Source organism: Terriglobus roseus DSM 18391, from assembly GCF_000265425.1.
Classification (GTDB): Bacteria; Acidobacteriota; Terriglobia; order Terriglobales; family Acidobacteriaceae; genus Terriglobus; species Terriglobus roseus.
Window position 1 is genome coordinate 4,207,879 of sequence record NC_018014.1, and the last position, 22,975, is coordinate 4,230,853.

At 60.7% G+C, this 22,975-nt stretch carries 17 protein-coding genes; 11 read left to right on the forward strand and 6 right to left on the reverse strand.

The genetic code is table 11. From position 1 onward, the window contains the following. The first annotated feature begins 48 nt into the window (after positions 1–48). The 4 genes from TERRO_RS17290 to TERRO_RS17305 all read left to right on the forward strand — a co-directional run bounded on the left by TERRO_RS17290 (position 49) and on the right by TERRO_RS17305 (position 3,816). The gene (locus tag TERRO_RS17290; RefSeq protein WP_014786992.1) at positions 49–1,650 is read left to right on the forward strand and encodes a sensor domain-containing phosphodiesterase; all 1,602 of its coding nucleotides are present in this window, start codon (positions 49–51) and stop codon (positions 1,648–1,650) included. 194 nt (positions 1,651–1,844) lie between these two features. Beyond that, on the forward strand, positions 1,845–2,318 hold the full coding sequence (locus tag TERRO_RS17295) for a P-loop NTPase family protein (protein WP_217164388.1): 474 nt from the start codon (positions 1,845–1,847) through the stop codon (positions 2,316–2,318). A 9-nt stretch (positions 2,319–2,327) separates the two neighbouring features. Continuing rightward, a complete protein-coding gene (locus TERRO_RS17300; RefSeq protein ID WP_014786994.1) occupies positions 2,328–2,834 on the forward strand; it encodes a GNAT family N-acetyltransferase in 507 nt (168 codons plus the stop codon). A 112-nt stretch (positions 2,835–2,946) separates the two neighbouring features. After that, positions 2,947–3,816: a formate/nitrite transporter family protein gene (locus TERRO_RS17305; RefSeq protein WP_014786995.1), complete on the forward strand. Its 870-nt coding sequence runs from the start codon at positions 2,947–2,949 to the stop codon at positions 3,814–3,816. A gap of 69 nt (positions 3,817–3,885) precedes the next feature. Here TERRO_RS17305 and infB read toward each other — a convergent pair whose 3' ends face one another. The 3 genes from infB to TERRO_RS17320 form a co-directional block, all read right to left on the reverse strand. Next, positions 3,886–7,224 (reverse strand): translation initiation factor IF-2, encoded by a 3,339-nt coding sequence (infB, locus tag TERRO_RS17310; protein ID WP_014786996.1) that lies wholly within the window; start codon positions 7,222–7,224, stop codon positions 3,886–3,888. A 172-nt stretch (positions 7,225–7,396) separates the two neighbouring features. Then, entirely contained in the window at positions 7,397–9,145 is a 1,749-nt protein-coding gene (gene nusA / locus TERRO_RS17315; protein ID WP_014786997.1) for a transcription termination factor NusA, read from the reverse strand. 86 nt (positions 9,146–9,231) lie between these two features. Then, complete coding sequence (locus TERRO_RS17320; protein ID WP_014786998.1) at positions 9,232–9,837, reverse strand: ribosome maturation factor RimP; 606 nt, start codon at positions 9,835–9,837, stop codon at positions 9,232–9,234. Between the two features lie 334 nt (positions 9,838–10,171). Here TERRO_RS17320 and TERRO_RS22330 point away from each other — a divergent pair, with 334 nt between their 5' ends. After that, on the forward strand, positions 10,172–11,386 hold the full coding sequence (locus tag TERRO_RS22330) for a diguanylate cyclase (protein ID WP_157178427.1): 1,215 nt from the start codon (positions 10,172–10,174) through the stop codon (positions 11,384–11,386). A 167-nt stretch (positions 11,387–11,553) separates the two neighbouring features. Then, positions 11,554–13,074 carry a glycosyltransferase family 39 protein gene (locus TERRO_RS17330; protein ID WP_157178428.1) on the forward strand — a complete coding sequence of 507 codons (1,521 nt, stop codon included), beginning with the start codon at positions 11,554–11,556 and terminating at the stop codon, positions 13,072–13,074. 1 nt (position 13,075) lies between these two features. Here TERRO_RS17330 and TERRO_RS17335 read toward each other — a convergent pair whose 3' ends face one another. Continuing rightward, positions 13,076–13,540, reverse strand: a complete 465-nt coding sequence (locus TERRO_RS17335; protein WP_014787001.1) for a GtrA family protein — start codon at positions 13,538–13,540, stop codon at positions 13,076–13,078. 56 nt (positions 13,541–13,596) lie between these two features. Further along, positions 13,597–14,532, reverse strand: coding sequence for a glycosyltransferase family 2 protein (locus TERRO_RS17340; RefSeq protein ID WP_014787002.1), 936 nt, complete (start codon positions 14,530–14,532; stop codon positions 13,597–13,599). A gap of 195 nt (positions 14,533–14,727) precedes the next feature. Between TERRO_RS17340 and guaB the strand changes: the two genes are divergently transcribed. Further along, the gene (guaB, locus tag TERRO_RS17345) at positions 14,728–16,251 is read left to right on the forward strand and encodes an IMP dehydrogenase (protein WP_014787003.1); all 1,524 of its coding nucleotides are present in this window, start codon (positions 14,728–14,730) and stop codon (positions 16,249–16,251) included. A gap of 228 nt (positions 16,252–16,479) precedes the next feature. Here the strand turns inward: guaB and TERRO_RS17350 are convergent, their stop codons facing one another. Continuing rightward, complete coding sequence (locus TERRO_RS17350; protein ID WP_014787004.1) at positions 16,480–16,692, reverse strand: DUF3606 domain-containing protein; 213 nt, start codon at positions 16,690–16,692, stop codon at positions 16,480–16,482. A gap of 125 nt (positions 16,693–16,817) precedes the next feature. Here TERRO_RS17350 and TERRO_RS17355 point away from each other — a divergent pair, with 125 nt between their 5' ends. The 4 genes from TERRO_RS17355 (at position 16,818) to TERRO_RS17370 (ending at position 22,875) form a co-directional block, all read left to right on the forward strand. Then, entirely contained in the window at positions 16,818–17,540 is a 723-nt protein-coding gene (locus tag TERRO_RS17355) for an SDR family oxidoreductase (RefSeq protein WP_014787005.1), read from the forward strand. A gap of 430 nt (positions 17,541–17,970) precedes the next feature. After that, positions 17,971–20,310 carry a putative bifunctional diguanylate cyclase/phosphodiesterase gene (locus TERRO_RS22335; RefSeq protein WP_052313383.1) on the forward strand — a complete coding sequence of 780 codons (2,340 nt, stop codon included), beginning with the start codon at positions 17,971–17,973 and terminating at the stop codon, positions 20,308–20,310. A gap of 87 nt (positions 20,311–20,397) precedes the next feature. Then, positions 20,398–21,642 carry an EAL and HDOD domain-containing protein gene (locus TERRO_RS17365; protein ID WP_014787007.1) on the forward strand — a complete coding sequence of 415 codons (1,245 nt, stop codon included), beginning with the start codon at positions 20,398–20,400 and terminating at the stop codon, positions 21,640–21,642. 195 nt (positions 21,643–21,837) lie between these two features. Then, positions 21,838–22,875, forward strand: a complete 1,038-nt coding sequence (locus tag TERRO_RS17370; RefSeq protein WP_041593465.1) for an LLM class flavin-dependent oxidoreductase — start codon at positions 21,838–21,840, stop codon at positions 22,873–22,875. Positions 22,876–22,975 lie beyond the last annotated feature (100 nt).

A 22,975-nucleotide genomic window follows, 5' to 3' on the forward strand; every position in this document is an offset into this window, starting at 1 on the left:
CTGGGCGGAAGACCGGAAGAAGACTCCCGGTTACCGAAGGCCACTTGAATGCTTGCTTCACTCCAAGAATTAGAGCGGGCCATCGGCCGCGACGAAATCGTCCCCTACTTCCAGCCCATCGTTGAGCTAGGCGATCGTCGCCTGCGGGGGTTTGAAGTGCTCGCCCGATGGCCGAACTCGCCCGATGGGTTTCTGGAACCATCGGCATTTATTCGACAGGCAGAAGACTCTGGCCTGATTCAACAGCTGACAGAGAGCGTCCTCTCTCAGGCATGCGCGGCGGCCCGCACCTGGCCCGCAGAAATCCGCCTCTCCGTCAATCTCTCGACCCTTCAGCTCAGTGACCAAACGCTGTCTAAACGACTAAGGGCAGTTGTTGAAGCAGAGCGGTTTTCCATGGACCGCATTACCTTTGAGATCACAGAGAGCGCCCTCCTCGGCGATGTCGATACGGCCAGGAGTGTCGTGCGCAGTCTGAAGGACGCGGGAAGCCGTCTGGCCATAGACGACTTCGGTACTGGCTACTCCAGTTTGAATCACCTGCGCGCGCTGCCGTTCGACGTCCTGAAGGTCGATGCCAGCTTCGTCCGGTCCATGACCTGGAGGCGAGAAGATCGCAAGATCGTCGCCGCCGTGGTTGGTCTGGGCCACAGCCTGGGTCTAACCACCATCGCAGAAGGCGTGGAAGAACTCGTGCAGGCAGAGATGCTCATCTGCCTCGGCTGTCATATAGGCCAGGGGTGGCTCTACGGCAGAGCGGTCCCGGCGAACGAGGCTGATGAACACGTCGCCATCGAACCCTCTCGCGTGGCCATGAACTACCCTTCGCAGGACATGGCAAGAAACGTCGCATCCGCCTTGGAAGCTCTGCCAGGTGAGCGTCTGGCGCAACTGCAGGCACTCTATGAAGGTGCGCCCGTTGGCATATGTTTTCTGGATCGCCAGCTTCGCTACGTCAGCCTGAATAAGCGCATGGCCGACATCCATAACGTCCCTGTAGAAGCACATCTCGGCCGAACGGTTGCCGCCGTCTTGCCGGACATCTACGAGTCTCTGCGGCCCCGGCTGGAAGCCGCTCTCCGCGGAGAAGCATCCGGCTATGAAGTCACATTGGGAGATCGCGCGCTCTTGGCGAACTATCAGCCAGCCCGCGATGAAGTAGGAGAGGTCGTCGGCATCTCGGTCGCCGTCATCGACATCTCCCGCAGAAAGCGTGCAGAGAATGCTCTTCGCGAACGGGAAGCCAACTATCTCAGTGCGGTAGGACAGAACGCCCAGGTCTCATGGACGGCGGATCCCTCCGGCCTGATTCTGGATGTCAGCCCACGGTGGACGCTGCTCACCGGGCTCACCCAGGAAGAGGTCACAAACGACGGCTGGCAGACCATCGTGCATCCCGATGATCTCCCAAGCGTCATGTCGGAATGGATGACGTGTATCAACACAGGCGATCCCCTGGATGTGAAATATCGCGTTCGCTGTGCCTCTGGCGCATGGCTGTGGATGGACGTCCGAGCGGCCGCACGCAAAGATGATCAGGGGCAGGTCATACGTTGGTACGGCACTGCCGCCGAGCTCGGGCGGGAGTACGCCGATTTTCAGCAGATCAATGATGCGCAAGCCGCATTCGCCTTTCTCGATAAATCCTGACTACGACTAACTCCGAGGCGGATTCTCCGGAGTTAGTCGCGGACTTAATCCGAGTGAATCGCTACGCTTGAAAGCAATGCAAAAATTGAGGTTGCTTGATGCATCTGTCAGAACTCGGAGATCGCATCTGCGTTCTAGGCCCGTCCAATAGCGGCAAATCAACGCTCGCAGAAGCCATCGCGAGGAAGCGTGGCTTGAGCGCTGTTCACCTCGACCAGCTTCACCATCTTCCCCATACCAACTGGAAGCCGCGTCCACCCGCCGACTTCGTAGCCCTGCATGACGCGGCGATCGCGAACGATCGTTGGGTCATCGACGGTAATTACTCGAAGTTATTCCCGCAGCGCTTCCAGCGTGCAACAGGGCTCATCCTTCTCGATATCTCCACGGCTGCAAGTCTCTTTCGATACGTCCGCAGAACAATCTTCCATCACGGTAGAGTCGGTGGCCTGCAGGGTGGCATCGACAGTATCAAGTGGACGATGCTCCATCACATCGCGATCGTCACACCAGGAAATCGCAGGCGCTACGCGGAGGTATACCGGCAGCTCCAACTACCCAGGGTCTTCCTGCCATCGATTCGCGCCATCGACGCGTGCTATCAGGAATGGGAGCTGGAACGTCCGCGGCTTCGTCAACCCGTTCGAGAATCGCAATTCTTACAATAAACTCCGCACATGCCCAACAATCTGCGCGATCCCTACCGATCCAGAACCGCAACCGTCGAAGACGCACCGCAGATCGCGTTGCATCGCGCAAAGATGTTTCAAGACATGGGCCTGCTTTCCGAAGCCGAGCTATCTCTGCTGCGCGACGCAGGGGAACCATGGTTCGCAAGCGTCATCGAAGACGGCAGTTACCTCGCCTGGATGCTGCACCATGACACGGACATCGTCGGTGGCGGCGGCATGCATCTTCGCCCGCATGGACCCATGCCAGGATCGCTCACCGCAGGTCTCGCCGGTCACATCGCGAACGTCTACATCGAGCCAACCCATCGGCGAAAAGGTCTCGCAGAGGCCCTGATGAGAGACATGATCGAGTGGGCGAACGACCATGACATCAAGGAACTGACACTGACCGCGTCAGCACATGGCCAGTCGATCTACCAACGCCTCGGCTTCCTGCCAAGCCCCGCGTTCCACACCATGAAACTCGCGCCTCCTCACTCTGCAGATCAGTAAGTCAGAGACGCCGCACATCCCTGCTCCGTCGTTCCGCTGCGGCAGCACGAGATAGAGAAGTGTCCGCGTCGCGACCGTCTGCATCTCAGCCTCCTGAAGACAGAGGACAAGTATGAGCGAGGCATCACGCAGCGGCACGTCAAAGCCGCAGAAGGAACTCTCCCGCCCGACAGCGAAGGAAATTTACGTTCAGGTCGCAGGCAACGCCCGCGACGAACTCAAGCGATCCGCGCTCTCGCTCGGCATCTCCGGCCTGGTGGGCGGTATCTTCACTGGCCTCTCCGGCCTCGGTGTCGCCATCGCGCTGGTGCAGCTTGGACCAACCGCGACTGCCGGCTTCATCTCGCAGATGTTCTACCCCATCGGCTTCATCATCGTCATCCTGGGCCGCGCGCAACTCTTCACTGAGAACACGCTCTACCCCGTCGCGCTCCTCTTCGCCGAGCGCAAGCACTTCCTGCGCACACTGCGCCTCTGGGCAATCGTCCTCACCGCAAACGTCATTGGCGCGCTGGGCTTCGCGACGCTGATGGCCCGCACCCCCGCGATCAGGCCGGCATTCCTGACGCAGCTTGCGCACATCGGCCTTGAGGCCGTTCAGCAGGCATCGCCTGCAATCTTCTGGAGCGCCGTTATCGCCGGCAGCGTGATCGCCATGGTCGCATGGCTCGTCTCCGCATCCCACTCCGTCACCGGCTCCATGATGGTCATCTGGGCGCTCACCTTCGTCATCGGCCTCGGCCACTTCGCCCACTGCATCGCCGGCAGCGGCGAAGTCATCACCGCTGTCCTCATGCACCAGGTCGCATGGAGCGGCTACTTCCACTGGCTCGCGCTCGCCGTAGCCGGCAACGTCAGCGGCGGCGTCCTCATCGTCACCCTGCTCGAGTACGGCCAGGTGATCGCCGACAAGGAAGGCGAAAGAGCTATCAGCGAAGACGCAGAAAAGCACGCGGCAGAAGAAGCAGAACTCGATCTCTGACACTCCGCAATCAAAAGCAAAAGGCCGGGCATGATGCCCGGCCTTCTCTTTTGTCGCTGTTGATGAGGATTAGACTGCGGCGGGCTCGTTGGCAGCGGCGGCTGCAGCGTTTGCCGCTGCTGCCTTCTCTGCCTTGGCCGTGGCTGCCTTGCGCTCGGCGATATTCTCGCCCAGCTCGGCTGCCATCTTCTCCGTGGAGAACGCCTCGATCATGTCGCCCACGCGGACATCGCGGAAGGTCAGATCGATACCGCACTCCATACCGCTCGTCACTTCCTTCACGTCGTCCTTGAAGCGCTTCAGGTTGGTGATCTTTCCCTTCCAGATCTCCTCCGTGCCGCGCATCAGGCGAACCTGTGCGTTGCGCGGGATGCTGCCGTCGCGAACCATGCAACCGGCAATCTGGCCAACCTTGGTGATCTTGAAGACGTTGAGCACCTCTGCCTTGCCGAGATAGTTCTCGCGGAAGACGGGGTCCAGCAGTCCAAGCATCGCCTTGGTCATCTCGTCCTGCAGCTCGTAGATGATCGAGTGCAGACGGATTTCCACGTTGTCCTGATCCGCCAGTTCCTGAGCCTTGCGCTCCGGCCGCACGTTGAAGCCGATGATGACGGCGTTCGACGCGGTGGCAAGCAGCACATCGCTCTCGGTGATAGCACCCACGCCGGAGTGCAGCACGCGAACGCGTACCTTCTCCGTCGACATGCGCTGCAGACTGTCGACCAGCACCTGCACCGAACCCTGCACATCGCCCTTGAGGATGAGGTTGAGGTCCTTGACGCCGGCCTGCTTGATCTGTTCTGCAAGGCCTTCCAGGGACACGCGGCTGCTCTTGGCAAGCTGTGCCTCGCGCTCCTTGAGCGTACGGTAGCGTGCAATCTCCTTGGCGCGATCGCGATCGGCCATGACGATGAACGTATCGCCCGCATCCGGAATGCTCTCGAGTCCGAGGATCTCGACCGGGGTCGAAGGTCCAGCGGTCACGATAGCGCGGCCACGATCGTCGAACATGGCGCGGATCTTACCAAAGGTGTTGCCGACGATGTAGCTGTCACCAATCTTCAGCGTACCGTTCTGCACCAGGATGGACGCAACCACACCGCGGCCACGATCCAGCTTGGCTTCGATGACCGTTCCGACAGCCGGACGATCCAGGATGGCGCGCTGAACATTCGTATCAGCGACCAGGCAGATCATCTCCTCAAGTCCATCGAGGTTGATCTTCTTCTTCGCCGAGACCAGGATGAACGGCGTGTCGCCGCCCCATGTGTCAGGCTGCAGACCGCGCTCGGCCATCTGCTGCATGATCTTCTCGGGGTTGGCGCCTTCCTTGTCGATCTTGTTCACCGCAACGATGATCGGAACCTTCGCTGCACGTGCGTGATCGATGGCTTCGATGGTCTGCGGCATCACGCCGTCGTCAGCAGCAACGACGATGACGACAATGTCGGTAACCTTGGCGCCACGTGCACGCATACGCGTAAACGCTTCATGACCAGGTGTATCCAGGAAGACGATCTCGCGGCCAAACGCCGGTGAGTCGGGCTTCTGCACATGGACCTTGTAAGCGCCGATATGCTGCGTGATACCGCCGGCTTCGCCGCCAGCCACGTTGACCTCGTCGGCCTCGGTGGAGCGGATCGCATCCAGCAGCGACGTCTTGCCGTGATCGACGTGACCCATGACGGTGACCACTGGCGAGCGGATGACTTCCGTCATACCGGTCGTATCTTCCAGCAGGCCCTCGATGGCCTCGTTCTCCATCTGCTCTTCCACCGTCTGGATCTGTGCGTCAGCGCCATATGCGGCGGCGACGGACTTCACCAGATCGTTGTCGAGCGACTGGTTGACGGTGACGAAGACGCCACGCATCAGCAACGTTGCGATCAAATCCTTGCCGCGCAGATCCAGCTTTTCCGCCAGATCCTTTACGGTGATGCCCTCCGTCACGGTGATGGTGCGCGTGATGGGCTGATCTCCCATCGAGATCTGAGCGCCGCCGAAACGTGACGGCGGAGCAAAGCCTTTCATCGGGCCTTCCTTGCTCTTCTCGTAACGCTTCTTGTTCGCTGCGCCCTTGCGAGCAGCAGGACGCATGCCGGGCTTGGTTGCACCCGGACCCTCTGCGCCCATCGGAGCGCCACCAGGACGCGGTCCGCCAAAGCCGGGACGGCCACCAGGGCCGGCAAAGCCAGGACGTGCACCGAAGCCGGGACGTGCGCCCGGTCCGCCGGCAGGAGGTCCGCCGGGGAACGTGCGTGTGGGGTGCATCGGACGGCGAGCTCCGGGGCCGCCCGGACCTGCGGGACCGCCAGGTCCACCCTGGTATGGCGGACGTGAGCCGGGACCTCCCGGACCTGCGCCAGGACCACCTGGGCGCTGGAAAATAGGGCGGCGTGCCGGCTGACCGGGAACCGGTGGTGGAGCGGTATAGGTCGGACGTGGACCCGTCTGCGGCATGATGACGCGACGAACGGGCGGCGGTGCCGGTGCTTCCACAACGGGAGGCGCTGCCGGTGCCTCCACCACAGCCGGCGCGGACATCGCCGTCATCGCTGCGGAAGGGATGAACTCTCCAACCTTGGTCGGCGGACGCGCGACCACAACGCCTGCGGGCGGCGGTGTGCTATTGGAAATGGCAGGACGATCGCCGGCAGGTGCGCCCGGACGAACGACAACACCAGCCGGAGGACGTGCACCGAGTGCCGGACGAGCCACAGGCTGCACAATTACCGGGGCTTGCCGAGCCTGGGGCACAATGCGGCGCGGAGCATCGCCCGAGGGCGCGGCTTCCGTACGCGGCTGCGCAATCTTCAGCGTCGGCATGACCGGCGTGGTCACGGGTGCCCGGGCAGGAACGACCGGAGCAACGGGTACCACAGGAGCAGGAGGGGGCGGAGGCGGCGCGGCAACCACAACGGGAGGCGCAGCAACCACAGGACGCGGCGCTACAGGCGCTGCCACCGGAGCAGCCGGTGCGGCTGCGACGGGTGCAGGTGCCGGCGGCACCACAACAACGGGTGCGGGCGCTTCCACAGGAGCAACTACAACAGGCCTGGGCGGAGGAGGCACAGCAACCACGGCGGGCCGTGGAGCAGCAACGACAGCAGGACGCGAAGCCGCAGCCTGCTCAGCCTGCTTCCGCTCCAGAATCGCCTTCATGACATCGCCAGGCTTCGTCGCCTTTGAAAAGTCGACCTTAGGCCGGTTATCTACCTGCGACGCGGCTGGGCGCGAAGAGGTGCGTCCACCCGTCAGGTAGCCGCGGACCTTCTCCGCTTCATCTTCCTCGATGGAACTCGAGTGGGTCTTTTTTTCCTGAACTCCGACAGCAGTAAGCGCGTCAAGAATGCTCTTGCTCTTGACCTCAAGCTCACGCGCCAGATCGTTGATACGTACTTTACTCATCCGCCCTCGTTACTCCGTAACCCTCTGCTAGCTGTTCATGGCAGCTCCACTCCAGAAGGAATCAATCCCTGTACATCCATTATCGCTCACCGGCGTAGAATACGCGCCGGGAAAGCAGCCTGCCGTGGTACGGGGGTGGGCGGCGCACACGTTCACGCCGCCCTGTGCGCCCCTAACCACGGGTATTCTCGTCCGGATCAATGGTCTCGTTTGAGATTTCGCCAGCCTGATCGGCCAGGTCTTCCATCGTCTGGTTATCCAGTTCAATCTGTGCTTCGCGGACGTCCGCGTCGCTGCCAAAGCCGTCGAACTGGCCTTCGGCCTCTTCGCGCTCCAACAACTCGTCAGCACTCTCCTCGACTTCGATCGGCTCTACGCCGTCAATGCCGCGCTCCGCGATGATCGCTTCCGGTGTCTTGCTCATGGAACTTTCCTCCGTCAGGTCGCCCTCGACGCCGCCCGGCTCGTTCTGATCCGCAGCCAGAAGGAGCACTTCGCCCTCTTCCGAACCCTTCTCAGACGCCGGATCGTATGGCTTGCCATCCTCTTCGGTCGGCGCGTCATGCGATACCGAAGATTCAGATGCTGCATTGTCGCCAAGCGCAGCCGCAGCCTCACTCACAACTGCAGGACGCTCTTCACCCTCTTCGTACTGACCGAAGTAATGGCGAACCGCAACCGCAATCTTCTCGACCGACTTCTCGCCGATGCCCGGGACTTCACCCAGCTCCTCAGCAGTCATGTCGGAAAGGTGTTCGACCGTGGTAATACCCGCCGCAATCAGCTTCTCCAGGACGTGCTCACCCAACTCGGTGACCGCTTCAATCGCCGTGGAAGGTCCGCCACCAAGAGCGGACATGGCCTGCTCCACTTCCTGGCGCTTCTCTTCCTCGCTCTTGATGTCGATCTTCCAGCCCAGCAACTTCGCCGCAAGGCGAACATTCTGCCCCTTCTTGCCGATGGCCAGGGAGAGCTGCGTGTCATCCACGATGACCTCAAGCTGCTTCTCGCCAAGATCCGTGATCGAAACGCGCGACACCTTCGCCGGCTGCAGAGCCTTCTCCGCAAAGGTCGTGATCTCTTCCGAGAACTCGATGATGTCGATCTTCTCGCCGCGCAGTTCACGGATGATCGACTGCACACGCATCCCCTTCATGCCCACGCAGGCGCCGACCGGATCGACGTCCTTGTCGCGCGACACGACGGCAATCTTCGTACGTTCGCCCGCCTCACGCGCAATCGCACGAATCGCAACGGTACCGTCGTAGATCTCCGGCACTTCGCTCTGGAACAGTGTCTGCACCAGCGAAGGAGCAGCACGGCTCACGATCACCTGCGGACCCTTGGCCGCACGATCCACACGCAGCAACGCCACGCGAATGCGCTCGCCCACGCTGAATTGCTCCAGGCGGCTCTGCTCGCGCTTCGGCATACGAGCCTCGGCCTTGCCAAGGTCGAAGATCACGTCCATCGGCTCAATGCGCTTGACGGTCGCGTTAATGATCTCGCCCACGCGGTGGTTGTACTCGTTGAACACGGTATCGCGCTCAGCCTCGCGCACCTTCTGGAAGATCACCTGCTTCGCCATCTGTGCGGCAATGCGGCCCAGCGGCGACGTGTCCTTGTAGAAACGCAGCTCAGCGCCCACTTCGACCTCCGGAGCAAGCTCACGGGCATCGGTCAGCGTAAGGACGTTCTCAGGATCTTCGATCTCGGCATCGTCTTCTACGACTGTCTTAAAGACATAGGCGCGGATCTCACCGCTCTCCTTGTCGAACTCGCCGCGCATGTTTTCCTGCGTCTTGTAGAACTTGCGAGTTGCCAGTGCGATGGCGTCTTCCACGGCGCCCACCACGATCTCAGGGTCAATCCCTTTGTCGCGGCTCATCGTCTCAATTGCCTGATACAGTGCGCTTGCCATTGTTTCGTTACCTCGAATTCTTCTATTCAGTTGTGATGTTCGTCGTACCCAGGATTCACGTCAGTCTGTTCCCTGATCCCTGTTCCCTAAATCTCTGCAACCAGATTCGCCTTCTCAATGTCCCGCAGCGGAATCGTAACCTTCTCCGGCGGCGGCGTGGCGCCCTGCTTCTTCTTACCCTTCTGCTTCACCGCGCCCAGGTCCAGCGTGACGGTGTCATCGGCGAAGGTCATACGACCGGTCAGCGTCTTCATGCTGTTGATCGCTGTAAACAGCTTGACTGCCACCACAAATCCGCTGAAGCGTTCATAGTCGGCGGCGGTATAAAGCTTCCGCTCAATGCCAGGCGACGAGACCTCCAGCGTGTACTCCTGCGATCCGGGAATCAGGTCTTCCACGTCCAGCACCGTACCAAAGTCCGAGGAGAAGACCGCGCAATCCTCGTGCGTCGTCCCCGAGAGCGCCTCCACCGGCACGCCGCTGGGCAATCCCAGTGCTTCTGCCTCCGGATCGGCCGCAGCAGCCGCAGCCTTGGCCTTCAGCGCCTCGCGGCCCGCAGCATCCTTCTCCAGGTACACGCGCAAAGCGCGCTGCTTGCCGGCGCCAGTGAACTCGACGTCCACCACGTCCAGGCCATGGCTCGCCGCAACGCGCTGAGCCGCCGCACGAATTGCATCGATCGCGATTGCCATGTGAAAGTCCCTCCGCGTGCAGCCTTATCCGCTGACGAAATCAACATTTGTCCAAAGAAAATGGCGGGCTCACGCCCACCAGTTGTTTTGCCGGCATCAATGGCCCGGCGGAATAACTTGCCAACTGACCTATGTTACCCGTTCCGCGCCTGCTGTTCAACCCCATGGCAGCACGCACCCTCTTTTTCGCTGGCGGCAACATTTCGCAAGGCAAATCCGGACGCGGAAAATTTATCCGCCATTCGGGGCCGCCGTAACGGTCGCCGCATGCCATGCTGGAGTCGACCGCCAACAGCAAGGGACGATCCCAGTGATCACGCCAGCCGAAGAACAGGTGCCAGCGACCGCCGGCGTTACGCCCAGTGCCCCGTGGGCTACCACCATCACCTATATGGTGGCGCTGCTTGTGATCGCATCGATCTCCGTCACATCCCACCTGCTGACCAATCGAATCGTCGCTCGCCAGTCCACCACGGCGCTGCTCGTCAACACCGCCGGTCGCCAGCGCATGCTGTCACAGCGCATCACCCGCCTCGCCCAGCAATCCGCCGACGGCACCCTCGCACCCACCGCCGCGGCCGCACAAATACTCGCGCTTACCGCCCGCATGGAGACGGCCCAGCACCAGTTGATCGACGGCGATACCGCAATTGGCCTGAAGGGATCCGACGCTCCGCAGATCCACGATCTCTACTTCGGATCGAAAGTCCATCTGCAACAGCAGGTGCTCGACTTCCTCGCCCACGCCCGCGCCTTCGCCGCACAGCCTTCACCCAACCTCTCAGACCCGCACCTGCACGCCATGGTGACCGCCGCCGACACCTCTCTCCTCGACGGTCTGGATGCCGCCGTAGCGCTTTACCAGTCAGCCTCCGAGCACGACATCCGCCATCTCGAACACCTGATGAACACCCTCACGGCACTCATGCTCCTGGTGCTCATCCTCGAAGCCCTGCTCATCTACCGGCCGCTCTTCAACCGCCTGACCAGCGCCATCTCCCTGCTGCTGAAGGTCTCCACCACAGACTTCATGACGGGTCTGCTCAACCGGCGTGCCTTCCTCGCCGCAGCTGAGCGCGAACTCGCCATGAGCAGCCGTTCCCACGTCCCCTGCTGCCTGCTGCTCATCGATCTCGACTCCTTCAAGAACGTGAATGACACCTACGGCCACCCCGCCGGCGACCTCGTCCTCCAGAACTTCGCAGCCGTCGCGCACAAATCGCGCCGCGATGGCGACCTGGTCGGCCGCATGGGCGGCGAGGAGTTCGCCCTGATTCTGCCCGCCACCGATCTCGACGGCGGTATACAGGTAGCCGAGCGCCTCCGCGTCGCCTTCGCCGAATCCCGAGTTACCTCCAACGGTCGCACCATCGCCGCAACCATCAGCACCGGCATGCTCTGCACCACAGGCGGCAGCCTCACGGAATGCATCGCCCACGCCGACCGCCTGCTCTACCAGGCAAAACACAGCGGTCGGAATCGCGTCGAGGCCGCCTCCACCGCCGCCCCGGCCAGACCGCTCACCAGCACTCACGCAGGCGCACACTAAACCGGACGAGCTCTCCAGCGCCCACCCGCTGCACGCCTCAATCGCAACACAATCCGCTTCTCGAAGCGCCGATGGCCGATTCTTCCAACAGCATCGGCGTCTGTATGATCAGGCGAAGATCGCAGTACGACCGCGTCATTCCGTCGGGCAAAGGTGAAGAATCCCCCATGCATCCCCTTCCAAAATGGTTCCGGCCGCTGATCGTTGCGGTGCTCGCACTCGGCTTTCTTCTCTTGATTGCGTTCACCTACAAATGGCCGCTGATCTGGGACGCGCAGATCTTTCACTATGCAAACTTCCTTGTGGACCACGGATACCGGCCATATAAGGACATCACCGATATGAACCTCCCGGGCGCCTACTTGGTTGAGGGCGGGGCGATGCACCTGTTCGGCGGCGGCGATCTAGCCTGGCGCATGTATGACTTCAGCATGCTGCTCGCCGTGATAATCGCGGGCATGGTCATCGCTGCCCCGTATGACTGGCTGGCAGGCCTGTTCTCAGGGGTGCTATTCGCTGTGATTCACTCCGATGACGGCCCCATCGACTCAGCCCAGCGCGATGAGGCCATGGCGATGATGCTCATGGTCTCCTACGCTTTTCTCTTTGAGGCGCTGCGACGGCGCAAGGCCTGGTTGCTGGTGCCACCCGGCTTTCTGGTGGGCATAGCCTGCTCCATTAAGCCCACCTTTGCGCCACTGGGCTTGGCACTCTTCGTCCTGATCTGGTTCACATTGCGCAAGCGCGGTGTCCCGGCAATGCCCTATCTTGCATGCGGACTTGCAGGTGCGCTCGGCGCCACTGCGCTTGTGCTGGGCTATCTTCTCCACTACGGTTCACTCGGCGCATTCATCACGATCAGCCGCACCATTACGCCCTACTACTCGCAGTTGACGCACTTCCCCCTCAAACAGATGGCGATAGGCTTCCTGCCATTCATCCTGAAATTACTGCTTCCGTTCAGCCTGATTGCCGCTTTTTACAACAAGTCGTGGCGAGAAATGGAGCGGCCGGCGCTGCTGCTGGCGGTACTCTCCGGCGCATTTTCCTACTTCATTCAACACAAAGGGAACCCCTATCATCGTTACCCGTTGACCATGTTTCTGCCGTTGTGGCTCGGCATCGAACTGGCCCTTGCGATGCGCAAGCCCCAGCCTTGGCTGCGGGCCGTTGGCGCCGCGGGCATCGCCCTGGGAACTCTGGTGGGTGTGCCGTATTACCTTGCGCGCGTCCACCGCATCCCGGTGAACAATCGCTTCACACCTGCCTTGGTGGCAGACCTGAAGCAGTTGGGCGGTGACCGGCTGCAGCATAAAGTGCAGTGCGTCGATATGGTGGACGGATGCTACAACGCCCTGTACAGGTTGAAGTTGCTGCCAAGCAGCGGCAGTATGGGCGACCTGCTCTACTTCTCCGAGATTCCATCGCCCGTGGTGGACCAGTACCGTGATCAGTTTCAGAGAGAGCTTGCGCTCAACCCTCCGTCAGTCATAGTACTCAGCAACGTTTGGTTCACCCACCATACCGCCAGCTTCGATAAATTGCAGCAGTGGCCCGCCTTTGCCACGTACCTGGACACCCAGTACGATCTCGCAGTTACCCGCAATTTCCCTGCGGAATTCGGTGCAGCGTATCGCCTCTACCTACGCAAAGGATCGAACCTGCCTCCCCCGCAGGCAGCCAACTAACCTATTCCACCGCGTCCGTGCGTTTCCGAAAGGAAAAGTATTTATGGCCCAGAAAGCTTGCGAAGACCGTAAGCACCGTTAGCAGAGCGCCTGCCAGATAGGGCGCTCGCTGTTGTTGCGGCGGCATAACGTTCCTCAGGAATGCGGTAAGCGGTGCGATCGCAACGGCGCTGAACGCCATGGTGGGCAGGTACACCAGAAAGCTGCGCAGATATTCCGGCAGAAAGCGATCTTTCGAACGGAATACAAACAACTTATAGCCCAGAAAAGACACGGTGATGTTGGTAACTCCGGCCACCACTGTCGCAGCGCTCGCTGCCAGACCGGGGTGGGCAGGCGCCATTCGAACGAACAACCAGGTAAACAGGCTGAAACAGCCATAGCCGAAGAGGGTATTGCCGACGCCGACAAGAAGGTAGCGCACCACCTGCGCAGACGGGACAAACTGGCGAACACGGCTGGTCAAAGCGATCGATACCTTCCGGAAATCTCAGGTTGGCTCAAGATGCGAAACATCCCAACTTAGTCGAAATTGATGCGTTCCCGTTCGATGACCAACGGACGCTTCTGCACAAAAGCGTGAATGGAACCCACGTACTCGCCGATAATGCCGATCGAGATCAACTGGACCGATCCGAGAAAGAACAGGCCCACCATAATCGGCGCAAGACCCAGTTCAAAGTGCTGCCAGTAAAGCAGCTTTGCGACGAGATATCCAAATGCCAGCAACAGGCTGAACAACGCGCACACAAAGCCACCCAGCATCACCAGCCGCAGAGGCACCTTGGACAGGTTGGTGATACCAAGCATCGCTATGTCATACAAAGTATAGAAATTGTTCTTGGTAATGCCGCGGGTTCGACGCGACTGGTTGTAACGCACTTCTTTGTGCGGCAGCCCGATTTCCGCGATCTGCCCGCGAAAGTAAGGGTAGGGATCGGTGAAGTCCTTACGCAGGATGTCGATGACCTTCTTGTCATAGAGACCGAACCCCGTGTAGTGCTCGATCACTTTCACATCAGTAAGCTTCGCGATCAGCTTGTAATAGAACGACCGCACCCCGTACATCAGGGTGTTTTCGTCGCTGGTATGTTTCACGCCGACAACGATGGGATAACCGGCCTCCCACTCGCGCAGGAACTCATAAACCAGTTCCGGCGGATCCTGCAGATCAGAGAGCAGGATGACCACAGCATCACCGCTGGCCGCCAAAATGGCATGGTGAGGTGACCGGATGTGACCGAAGTTGCGTGCGTTGCAGATCACCTTCACATGGGGGTCTTCTGCGGCAAAGCCTCGCAGCAACTCGACGGTGCGATCCGTTGAGTTGTTGTCGATCAGAATGTGCTCGTAGCGGTATTGCGGAAGCTGAGCGAAGAGGGAGCGAACGCGTTCGATCAACGCTGCGACGTTGCCTTCTTCGTTGTAGCAGGGACTCACGACACTGATCAGCTTCATAGATTTGGGGTCCCCTCTCTCTACGATGCAAGGCGAGCCAAGCATTCGGTCCCGCCACCGTTTTTTATCCGGGGCGCCACGCACATATGCCGACGAGGTTTCCCTTAAACCTCGATTTCAGACTGATTTGCGCGGAACCAAAGTGTGGCGATCACATTGCGCGGCATGCGTTGGGGCTACAATCTGTAGAACTTTATGCTGATAAGTCCACTTCCCGAAGCCCTGACGTTTGACGACGTCTTGCTTGTGCCTGCCTTCTCGGACGTGGTTCCGACGCAGGTGAACACCGCAACGCGACTCACCGCTCGCATCACTCTGAACACACCACTCCTCTCCGCTGCCATGGACACCGTCACCGAGTCCCGCCTGGCCATCGCCATGGCGCAGGCCGGTGGCATGGGTGTCGTGCACCGCAACCTCTCCATCGAACAGCAGGCCAGCGAGATCGACAAGGTCAAACGCTCCGAGAGCGGCATGATCGTCGATCCCGTCACCATCGAGCCGGAGCAGCCCATCGCCGCCGCCCTCGAGGTCATGCGACGCTACAAGATCAGTGGCGTCCCCGTCACCAAGAACAAGAAGCTCGTCGGCATCCTTACCAACCGTGATCTCCGCTTCGTCTCCCGCACCGACATCCCGATCAGCGAGGTGATGACTAAGACCAACCTCATCACCGTTCCGGTCGGCACCACGCTCGAAGATGCAGAACACATCCTGCACCAGCACCGCGTCGAAAAGCTCCTCGTCGTCAATGACGCCTACGAACTCAAGGGCCTCATCACCGTTAAGGACATTCAGAAGAAACTCAAGTACCCCAACGCCTGCAAGGACGGTCAGGGCCGCCTGCGCGTTGCCGGTGCCATCGGTGCAACGGGCGACTTCCTGGAGCGCGCCGCCGCTCTCGTCGAAGAGCACGTCGACGCGCTCGCCATCGACTCCGCACACGGCCACTCCTCGCGGGTCCTCGAAGCCGTCACCGAGTGCAAGAAGCGCTTCCCGCACATCGACCTGCTCGCCGGCAATATCGCCACCTACGACGGCTGCCTCGCACTCATCGACGCAGGCGCAGATGCAGTCAAAGTCGGCATCGGCCCCGGCTCCATCTGCACCACGCGCATGGTCACCGGCGCGGGCATGCCGCAGATCACCGCCATCAGCGAGGCCTACCGCGCCGCCAAGAGCCGCGGCATCACCGTCATCGCCGACGGTGGCATCAAGTACTCCGGCGACGTCACCAAGGCCATCGCCGCAGGCGCGGGCTGCATCATGATCGGCTCACTCTTCGCCGGCGTGGACGAGTCACCGGGCGAGACCATCCTCTATCAGGGCCGCAGCTTCAAGAGCTACCGTGGCATGGGCTCACTGTCCGCCATGGCGCAAGGCAGTGGCGAACGCTACTTCCAGGGCAAGGACGATCTCTCGGCCAACAACGAGCCCAACCGCTCGCTCACCTCGCCGGAACCCAGCATGAACAACCGCCTGGCGAAGTTCGTTCCGGAAGGCATTGAAGGCCGCGTTCCCTACCGTGGACCGCTCGGCGACATGGTCTACCAGCTCGTCGGAGGCCTGCGCAGCGGCATGGGCTACCTCGGCTGCGAGACCATCGCAGACCTCCAGGAAAACGCACGCTTCGTCCGCATCAGCGGCGCGGGCTTGCGCGAATCCCACGTCCACGACGTCGTCATCACCCGTGAAGCACCCAACTACCACGCGGAATAACAAGCAGCTAGCAGCACAGACGCACGGGACTAACGCACGCAACAAACGCATGGCAACAAACGCATGGCAACAAACGCATGGCAACAAACGCATGAAGGCCACCCTTAGGGTGGCCTTCGTGCGTTTGCGGCTTCAGCCGCCGAGATAGAAAACGAAACCATCCCGATGTGGCTTTAGCCACCGGGATTCCAATCTCGGCGGGAAAGCCGCTCCAACCTCAAAGCGAGGTTAAGCGCCCTTTTTATCGTGCTGCGGACTTGTCACATCATGCTTCGCAAGCGCGGCCTTCACCTTGACCACATGCGTGCCGTGCACGCGAATCGCCTCATGCAGAACCTCACCGGTAACGCCCAGTTCCTTGCTCCAGTAGTGAATATCGGACGACACCTTCGGATTGATCTCGGTCTCGCTGCTGGGTCCGTGCTCAACATTTGCTGACATGCGTTAAATCTCCTGCTCTGGTGGATGCGTCCTGGCAACGTGACGTGGTCCTCCCCGCAACATTTCCTCCTCAACCTGCGAAGACAATTCACGGGTTGCCTCATCGAATGCACGGAGGATACCCCATGGCCGAAAAGGCAAAGATCGCACTCATCACCGGAGCCAATAAAGGCATCGGCTTCGAAGTCTCAAAGCAACTCGCAGATAAGGGCTATACCGTCCTGCTGGGCGCTCGCGATGTGACGCTTGGCGAAGCGGCTGCCGCAAAGCTGCAGGGGGACGTCTCCGTCATCCACATCGATCTCGCTTCGCCCGAAACCTCCATCGCCGCCGCGAAAGAGATCGAAAGCAAGTACGGAGTACTCGACGTCCTCGTCAACAACGCCGGCACCGTCGACTGGACGGACGGCCCGCCCAGCATCACGAAAATCGATGCTATCCGCAAGATCTTCGACACCAACTTCTTCGGCACCATTGAAGTCACCCAGGCCTTCCTTCCGCTGCTGAAAAAGTCCACCGGCGGCGCCATCGTCAACGTCTCCAGCGGCCTCGGCTCCCTGCAGCAGAACGGTGATCCAGAGTGGCCCTACGTCCAGTTCAAAGCCCTCGGCTACTGCAGCTCGAAGGCCGCGCTCAACATGATGACCGTGCAGCTCGCATGGGAGTTGCGCGACACCCCCATCAAGGTCAACTCCGCCGACCCCGGCTACACCGCAACCGACCTCAACAACCACGGTGGCCCGCAGACCGTGGAAGAAGGCTCAGAAGCCATCGTCCGTCTCGCCACACTGGACGCATCCGGCCCTAACGGCTCCTTCTACGACCGCAACGGCGTCGTTCCCTGGTAAACACCCGAGCAGCCGTGTTGTCTCTTTGTGACTCGACGGCTGCTTTCCTCACCACATCGACGCTCGGGGCGAAACTTCATGAGCCTCATGCGATCGATCAGCACTCCTTGCAAGGCGCGAGCTGTCGTTTCACAGGATGGAAATACGTTTAAGTCACTGCACGATATAAACTACTTTTGCAATGACACGAAAGTGTCTTAGTTATTCCCCTCGCCCTCGCTACTCTGTCGGATAGCGGGTAGGGCGCCTCCGCCGAATCAGGAACAATGGCCCTTACGCTTGAGGCCCCACGTTGCTCGCCAGTTTTCTACCGTTGTTTCTTCCATTCTTCTTCATTGGGGTGCTCCTCATTCTGTTGCGGCAAATCCGCGGGGATGACCGTATCCGATGGTGGATCTGCGCGTGGCTCTGTCGGGCCTTCTCTCTTCTAATGCTGCTCCCCGTTCGGTCTGCGCACCAACTCCTCCTGGTGCAGTTCCTCTCTTCGCTTGGTTCGCTGGCCGCCGTCCTGTGCTGCATCCTTTCCCTGCCCGCCGCGCGCAAAGACACCCGCCAGATCTACTGGGCCGGCATCGGACTCGGCGTCCCAGCACTTGCCTTCGCGACCTTCGTCTTCTTCGGCGACGGAAGTTACTGGCCCCTCTACCTCATCCTCACCTTGGGGTTCAGCGGCGGAGCATGTGCAGCCGCGCGCCGCTTCCGGCATGAGAAGCACCGCCTGATGTTGATTCTTCTCCTCGGTGCACTTAGCTGCATTCCGGTTGCGCTTGCCGTCTCCCATGGCGATCGGTTGGGCGCGCTCTCGCTCATCTTCGTCCAACTGGTTTTCATCTGCATCCTCATGTTCTGGTGGGACTATCCGCGACGATCGGCGGGGCTGTATCTCACGCTGCTCGGCTTTGCCCTGTGGATCTTCTCCTCACCCGCATCCACCCACTTTCTTCACTGGACGATCTTTTACGCCAGCATCGCCCCCGGGGAGCGGCTCGTCGGCATCGGCATGATCATGATCCTCGTTCAGGACAGCCTGAAACGCGCACACCAGGCCGCCTCTGACCTCGAGACTCTCTTGGAACAGAGCCCACATATGTTGTGGCTCATCGATCCGCAGACCCTTGAATTTCACCGCGTCAATCAGGTCGCCGCGGATGCCCACGGCTACTCCCTCGAAGAGTTCCGCAAGCTCCACTGGACGGACATCATCGCAAGGGAGCCCGCACCACAAAAGCTCGGAGATAGCCAGGAGACACCTCGCCCAACGCACGCCTCGCTACACATGCGCAAAGATGGCACCGTCTTTCCCGTCGACATCGAGGCAAGAGACATCCTCATCGACGGAAAGCAGCGACGTCTGATCTTGGGCATCAACGTCACCGAACGCGAACTCCTACTCGAGCGATTCGCCTATAACGCATCGCACGATTCCATCACCGGACTTCACTCCCGTGAAGGCTTCATGGGGCGGGAAGACCAGCTCTTTCAGCAGAGCCAGCGCAAGGGCAAGGGCGTCGCCATGGCTTGCCTTACCCTGCGACAATTCAAAGCCGTAAACGACACCTACGGCGATCACATCGGAGATCAATGTCTACAGGCGATCGCGAAGCGCATTAAGGACTCTCTCAGGGGTTGCGACATGGCCGCAAGGACCGCAGGCGACCACTTCAAAGTGCTGTTCTGCGATGTAAGCGACAGCGCCGAAGCAGAAGTCCTCGTACAAGGCTTGCTCACGCTTCTCGTCGCGCCAATCATCATCGAAGAGCTCTCCATCCGCATACGGATCAGCATCGGCTTCGCAATCGGTCCCGAAGATGGAAACGAGATGGCAAAGCTCAGAAGCAGGGCCCAGACCGCCATGTGGGAGGCGAGAAAGCTCGGCGTCAGCCATGCCCTGCGATTCCATTCTGACCACTACCAAGGTGAAGCGGATGACCTCCGCATCGTGGCAGCCATCGAGGAGATGCTGGAGGCCGGCACCTTTGAGGTCCACTACCAGCCTGTCTGTCGCCCTACCGGCGAGATCATGGGCCTTGAAGCCCTCCTCCGCATGCCCCATCCGACCTTAGGCTCCATCAGCCCGGCGATTTTTATCCCCGTAGCCGAAGAGAGCGGACTCATCATCCCGCTGGGCCAGTGGGTTCTCGAACGGGTCTGCTCCCAGATCAATCAATGGAAGCAGCAGGGCCTGCCGCTCGTCCCCGTTGCCGTCAACATCTCCGGTCTGCAGTTTCGTCAATCGGACTTCTCCAGCCGCATCGTGAACACGCTCGACTCCTTCAACATTCCAAGCAGACTCGTCCACCTGGAACTCACCGAGACAACGGTCCTGCGCAATATCTCCGACGCCTTGGACGAGATGCAGAAGCTCTCCGCAAATGGCATCCACTTCTCCATCGACGACTTCGGCACCGGCTACTCCTCACTCGGCAGACTCCAGGAGATGCCCATCTCGATGCTCAAGCTGGACCGTTCCTTCGTCCGCGGCATCACTCCCGCCTCCAGCATGGTCGTCGCCGCCATCATCTCGCTCGCTCATGCCCTCGGCATGAAAGTGATCGCGGAAGGCGTCGAGGAAGAAAGCGAGTTACAAGTCCTTCGCCAGCTCGACTGCGACATGATCCAGGGCTTCATCTTCTCCAAACCGCTCCCTCCCCGAATGCTCGAACCGCTCCTCTATCACGGACGATGCGACGTACCGACGCGCATGCCCATCTGGCCGGCCGAGGTCTTTCGCACGGTCCGCCCAATCCTTTCGTCGGACAGGCCGGATTGAGTGACAACATCGGCACTCGATAACTCCTAACGCAGTGACGTTCATGCATGAGAAGCTCCCGCCGATAAGAGGCTTGAGAACAATCCCATGCAGCAGTGGCTTCCCTATTCCGAGAGCGCAGACATGGTCACTGACTTCTGTCGCTTCGTCGCGCGACAACCCGTCGTCGACCGCACACGCCGCACCTATGGCTATGAACTCCTCTTCCGCACCGGATGGGAGAACCGCTTCACCGCGGACGGCGAACTTGCTACACGTCACATGATCGATAACATCGTCAGCTTCGGTATGGATTCGCTCGTCGGCGACACACGCCCCTTCGTGAACTGCACGCGCGACACCATGCTGCAGCGCATGCCGACCGTCCTGCCAACCGACACCGTGCTCGAAGTCTTGGAAGATATCGAAGTCGATGACGAGTTCATCAGGGCATGCAAAGAACTGCGTTCCCAGGGATATCAACTCGCCCTCGATGACTTCAACTTCTCCGAGTGCTGGGAAGCACTCATTCCCTTCGTCAGCTTCATCAAGCTCGACTTCCGCGCCTGCACACGTCAGCAGCGCAGTACCCTCATGTACCGGCTGAAGTATCACGACATACGCTTCATCGCAGAGAAGATTGAATCGCAGGAAGAGTTCCGCAGCGCACTGGACGAAGGCTTCACGTACTTCCAGGGTTACTTCTTCACGCGTCCTATCGTGCTCGCGCGCCCCGCCATGAGCACCGTCGTCAACCGTCTGCGCTTCCTCGCGGAACTGACCAACGCCGAACTCGACCGCGAACGCATCGTCCGCCTGCTCAAAGAAGAACCCTCCGTCGCCTACCGTCTCCTCCGCCTCGCAAACTCCGCAGCCGTCTCCGCGCGCGAACCCATGACCAGCCTGCACGCAGCACTCGCCATGGTCGGTGACGATCAATTCCGCAAACTCGCCATGCTCGCACTCGCAGCAGACCTATCTGGCGGCAAAGCCCTCGAGCCCATTCGTTTCCTCCTCAAGCGAGCCCGCTTCTGCGAACTCATGGCCAGCGAAATCGCGATGGACCCCGCGGAGATGTACCTCTTCGGCATGCTCAGCGCAGTGCGCGCCGCTCTTCACCTGACACGCAGCGACATCAAGAGCACCCTACGTCTACGCCCCGAAATCCTCGACGCACTCGAAGGCGAAGACAACCACTACGCCGAACTCCTCCGCCTCGCGCAAAGCATGGAACGTGGCGACTGGGACCAACTCGCCATCTCCGCCAACACCTTCAACATCAAGGAAGAACGCGTAAGCGCCATCTCCCTGGTGGCAGACCAATGGACCCAGAACATCCTCGCCCTCGCCTGAAGCCGGGTGCCCCATGCTTTGCGAAGCAAAGGGTGGGTTCCCCACCACAGTTGTCACAACGGAAACAAACAGAAGCGGGTGCCCCATTCATGACAGCTCCACCGTCATGAGTGGGCCGTCACGCAAGCCGTGAACCTTATCCCACCGATTACTTCGATCTCGAATCTTTCCGCCGCACGCCGCATCCATAACACCATGCAAATCGGAATCGACAGCTTCGCCGCGCTGGTCGCGGATCCCATCACCGGCGCCATGCCCACCGCAGCCGACCGCATGGCCCACCTGATCGAAGAGATCGAACTCGCCGACCGTGTTGGCCTCGACTTCTTCGGACTCGGCGAACACCATCGCGAGGAGTACCTCGACGCCGCACCCGCCGTCATCCTCGCCGCCGGAGCCGCGCGCACCAGGAACATCCGTCTCGGCTCCGCTGTCACAGTCCTCAGCGCCGCGGACCCTGTGCGCGTCTTCCAGGAGTTCGCCACGCTCGACCTCATCAGCGGCGGCCGCGCAGAGATCGTCGTCGGCCGCGGCTCCTTCGTCGAATCCTTCCCGCTCTTCGGCCTCAAGCTCGAAGACTATGACGACCTCTTCGTCGAAAAGCTCGACCTGCTGCTCACACTCCGCGACGAAACCAACGTCAACTGGAGCGGCAAGCACCGCGCCGCACTCACCGGCCAGGGCGTCTACCCACGGCCGCTGCAGAAGAAGATGCCCATCTGGCTCGGCGTCGGCGGCACACCACAATCCTTCGCACGCGCCGGTGCCCTCGGCCTCCCACTGATGGTCGCTATCATCGGCGGCGAGCCGCACCGCTTCCGTCCGCTCGTCGACCTCTATCGCGAAGCCGGCAAGCGCGCCGGCTACAAGCCCGAAGACCTCAAGGTCGGTATCCACGCGCTCGGCTACGTCGCCGACACCAACCAGCAGGCCGCAGATGAGTTCTTCCCCGGCTATGCCGCTGCGTTCACCAAGATCGGTAAAGAACGCGGCTGGCCACCCGTAACGCGCCGTCAGTTCGACGCGCTACTGCAGCCACGCGGCGCCCTCATGGTCGGCGATCCGGAGACCGTCGCAGGTAAGGTCCAGCAGATGAGCGACGACCTCGGCGGCATCGACCGCATCACCTTCCAGATGTCCGTAGCAGCCCTCCGCCACAAGCCGCTGCTCCACGCCATCAACCTGCTCGGCAGCAAGGTCGCACCCATCCTGCGCAAGACCCACACTGCCTGACCGAACAAGTCGCGGGTGCCCTACGTCTCGCTTCTGAGACGTGGGGCACCCGCGCATGGCTCAACCGGCACAACGCCGCGCTATCAGTCGAGACTGCGAA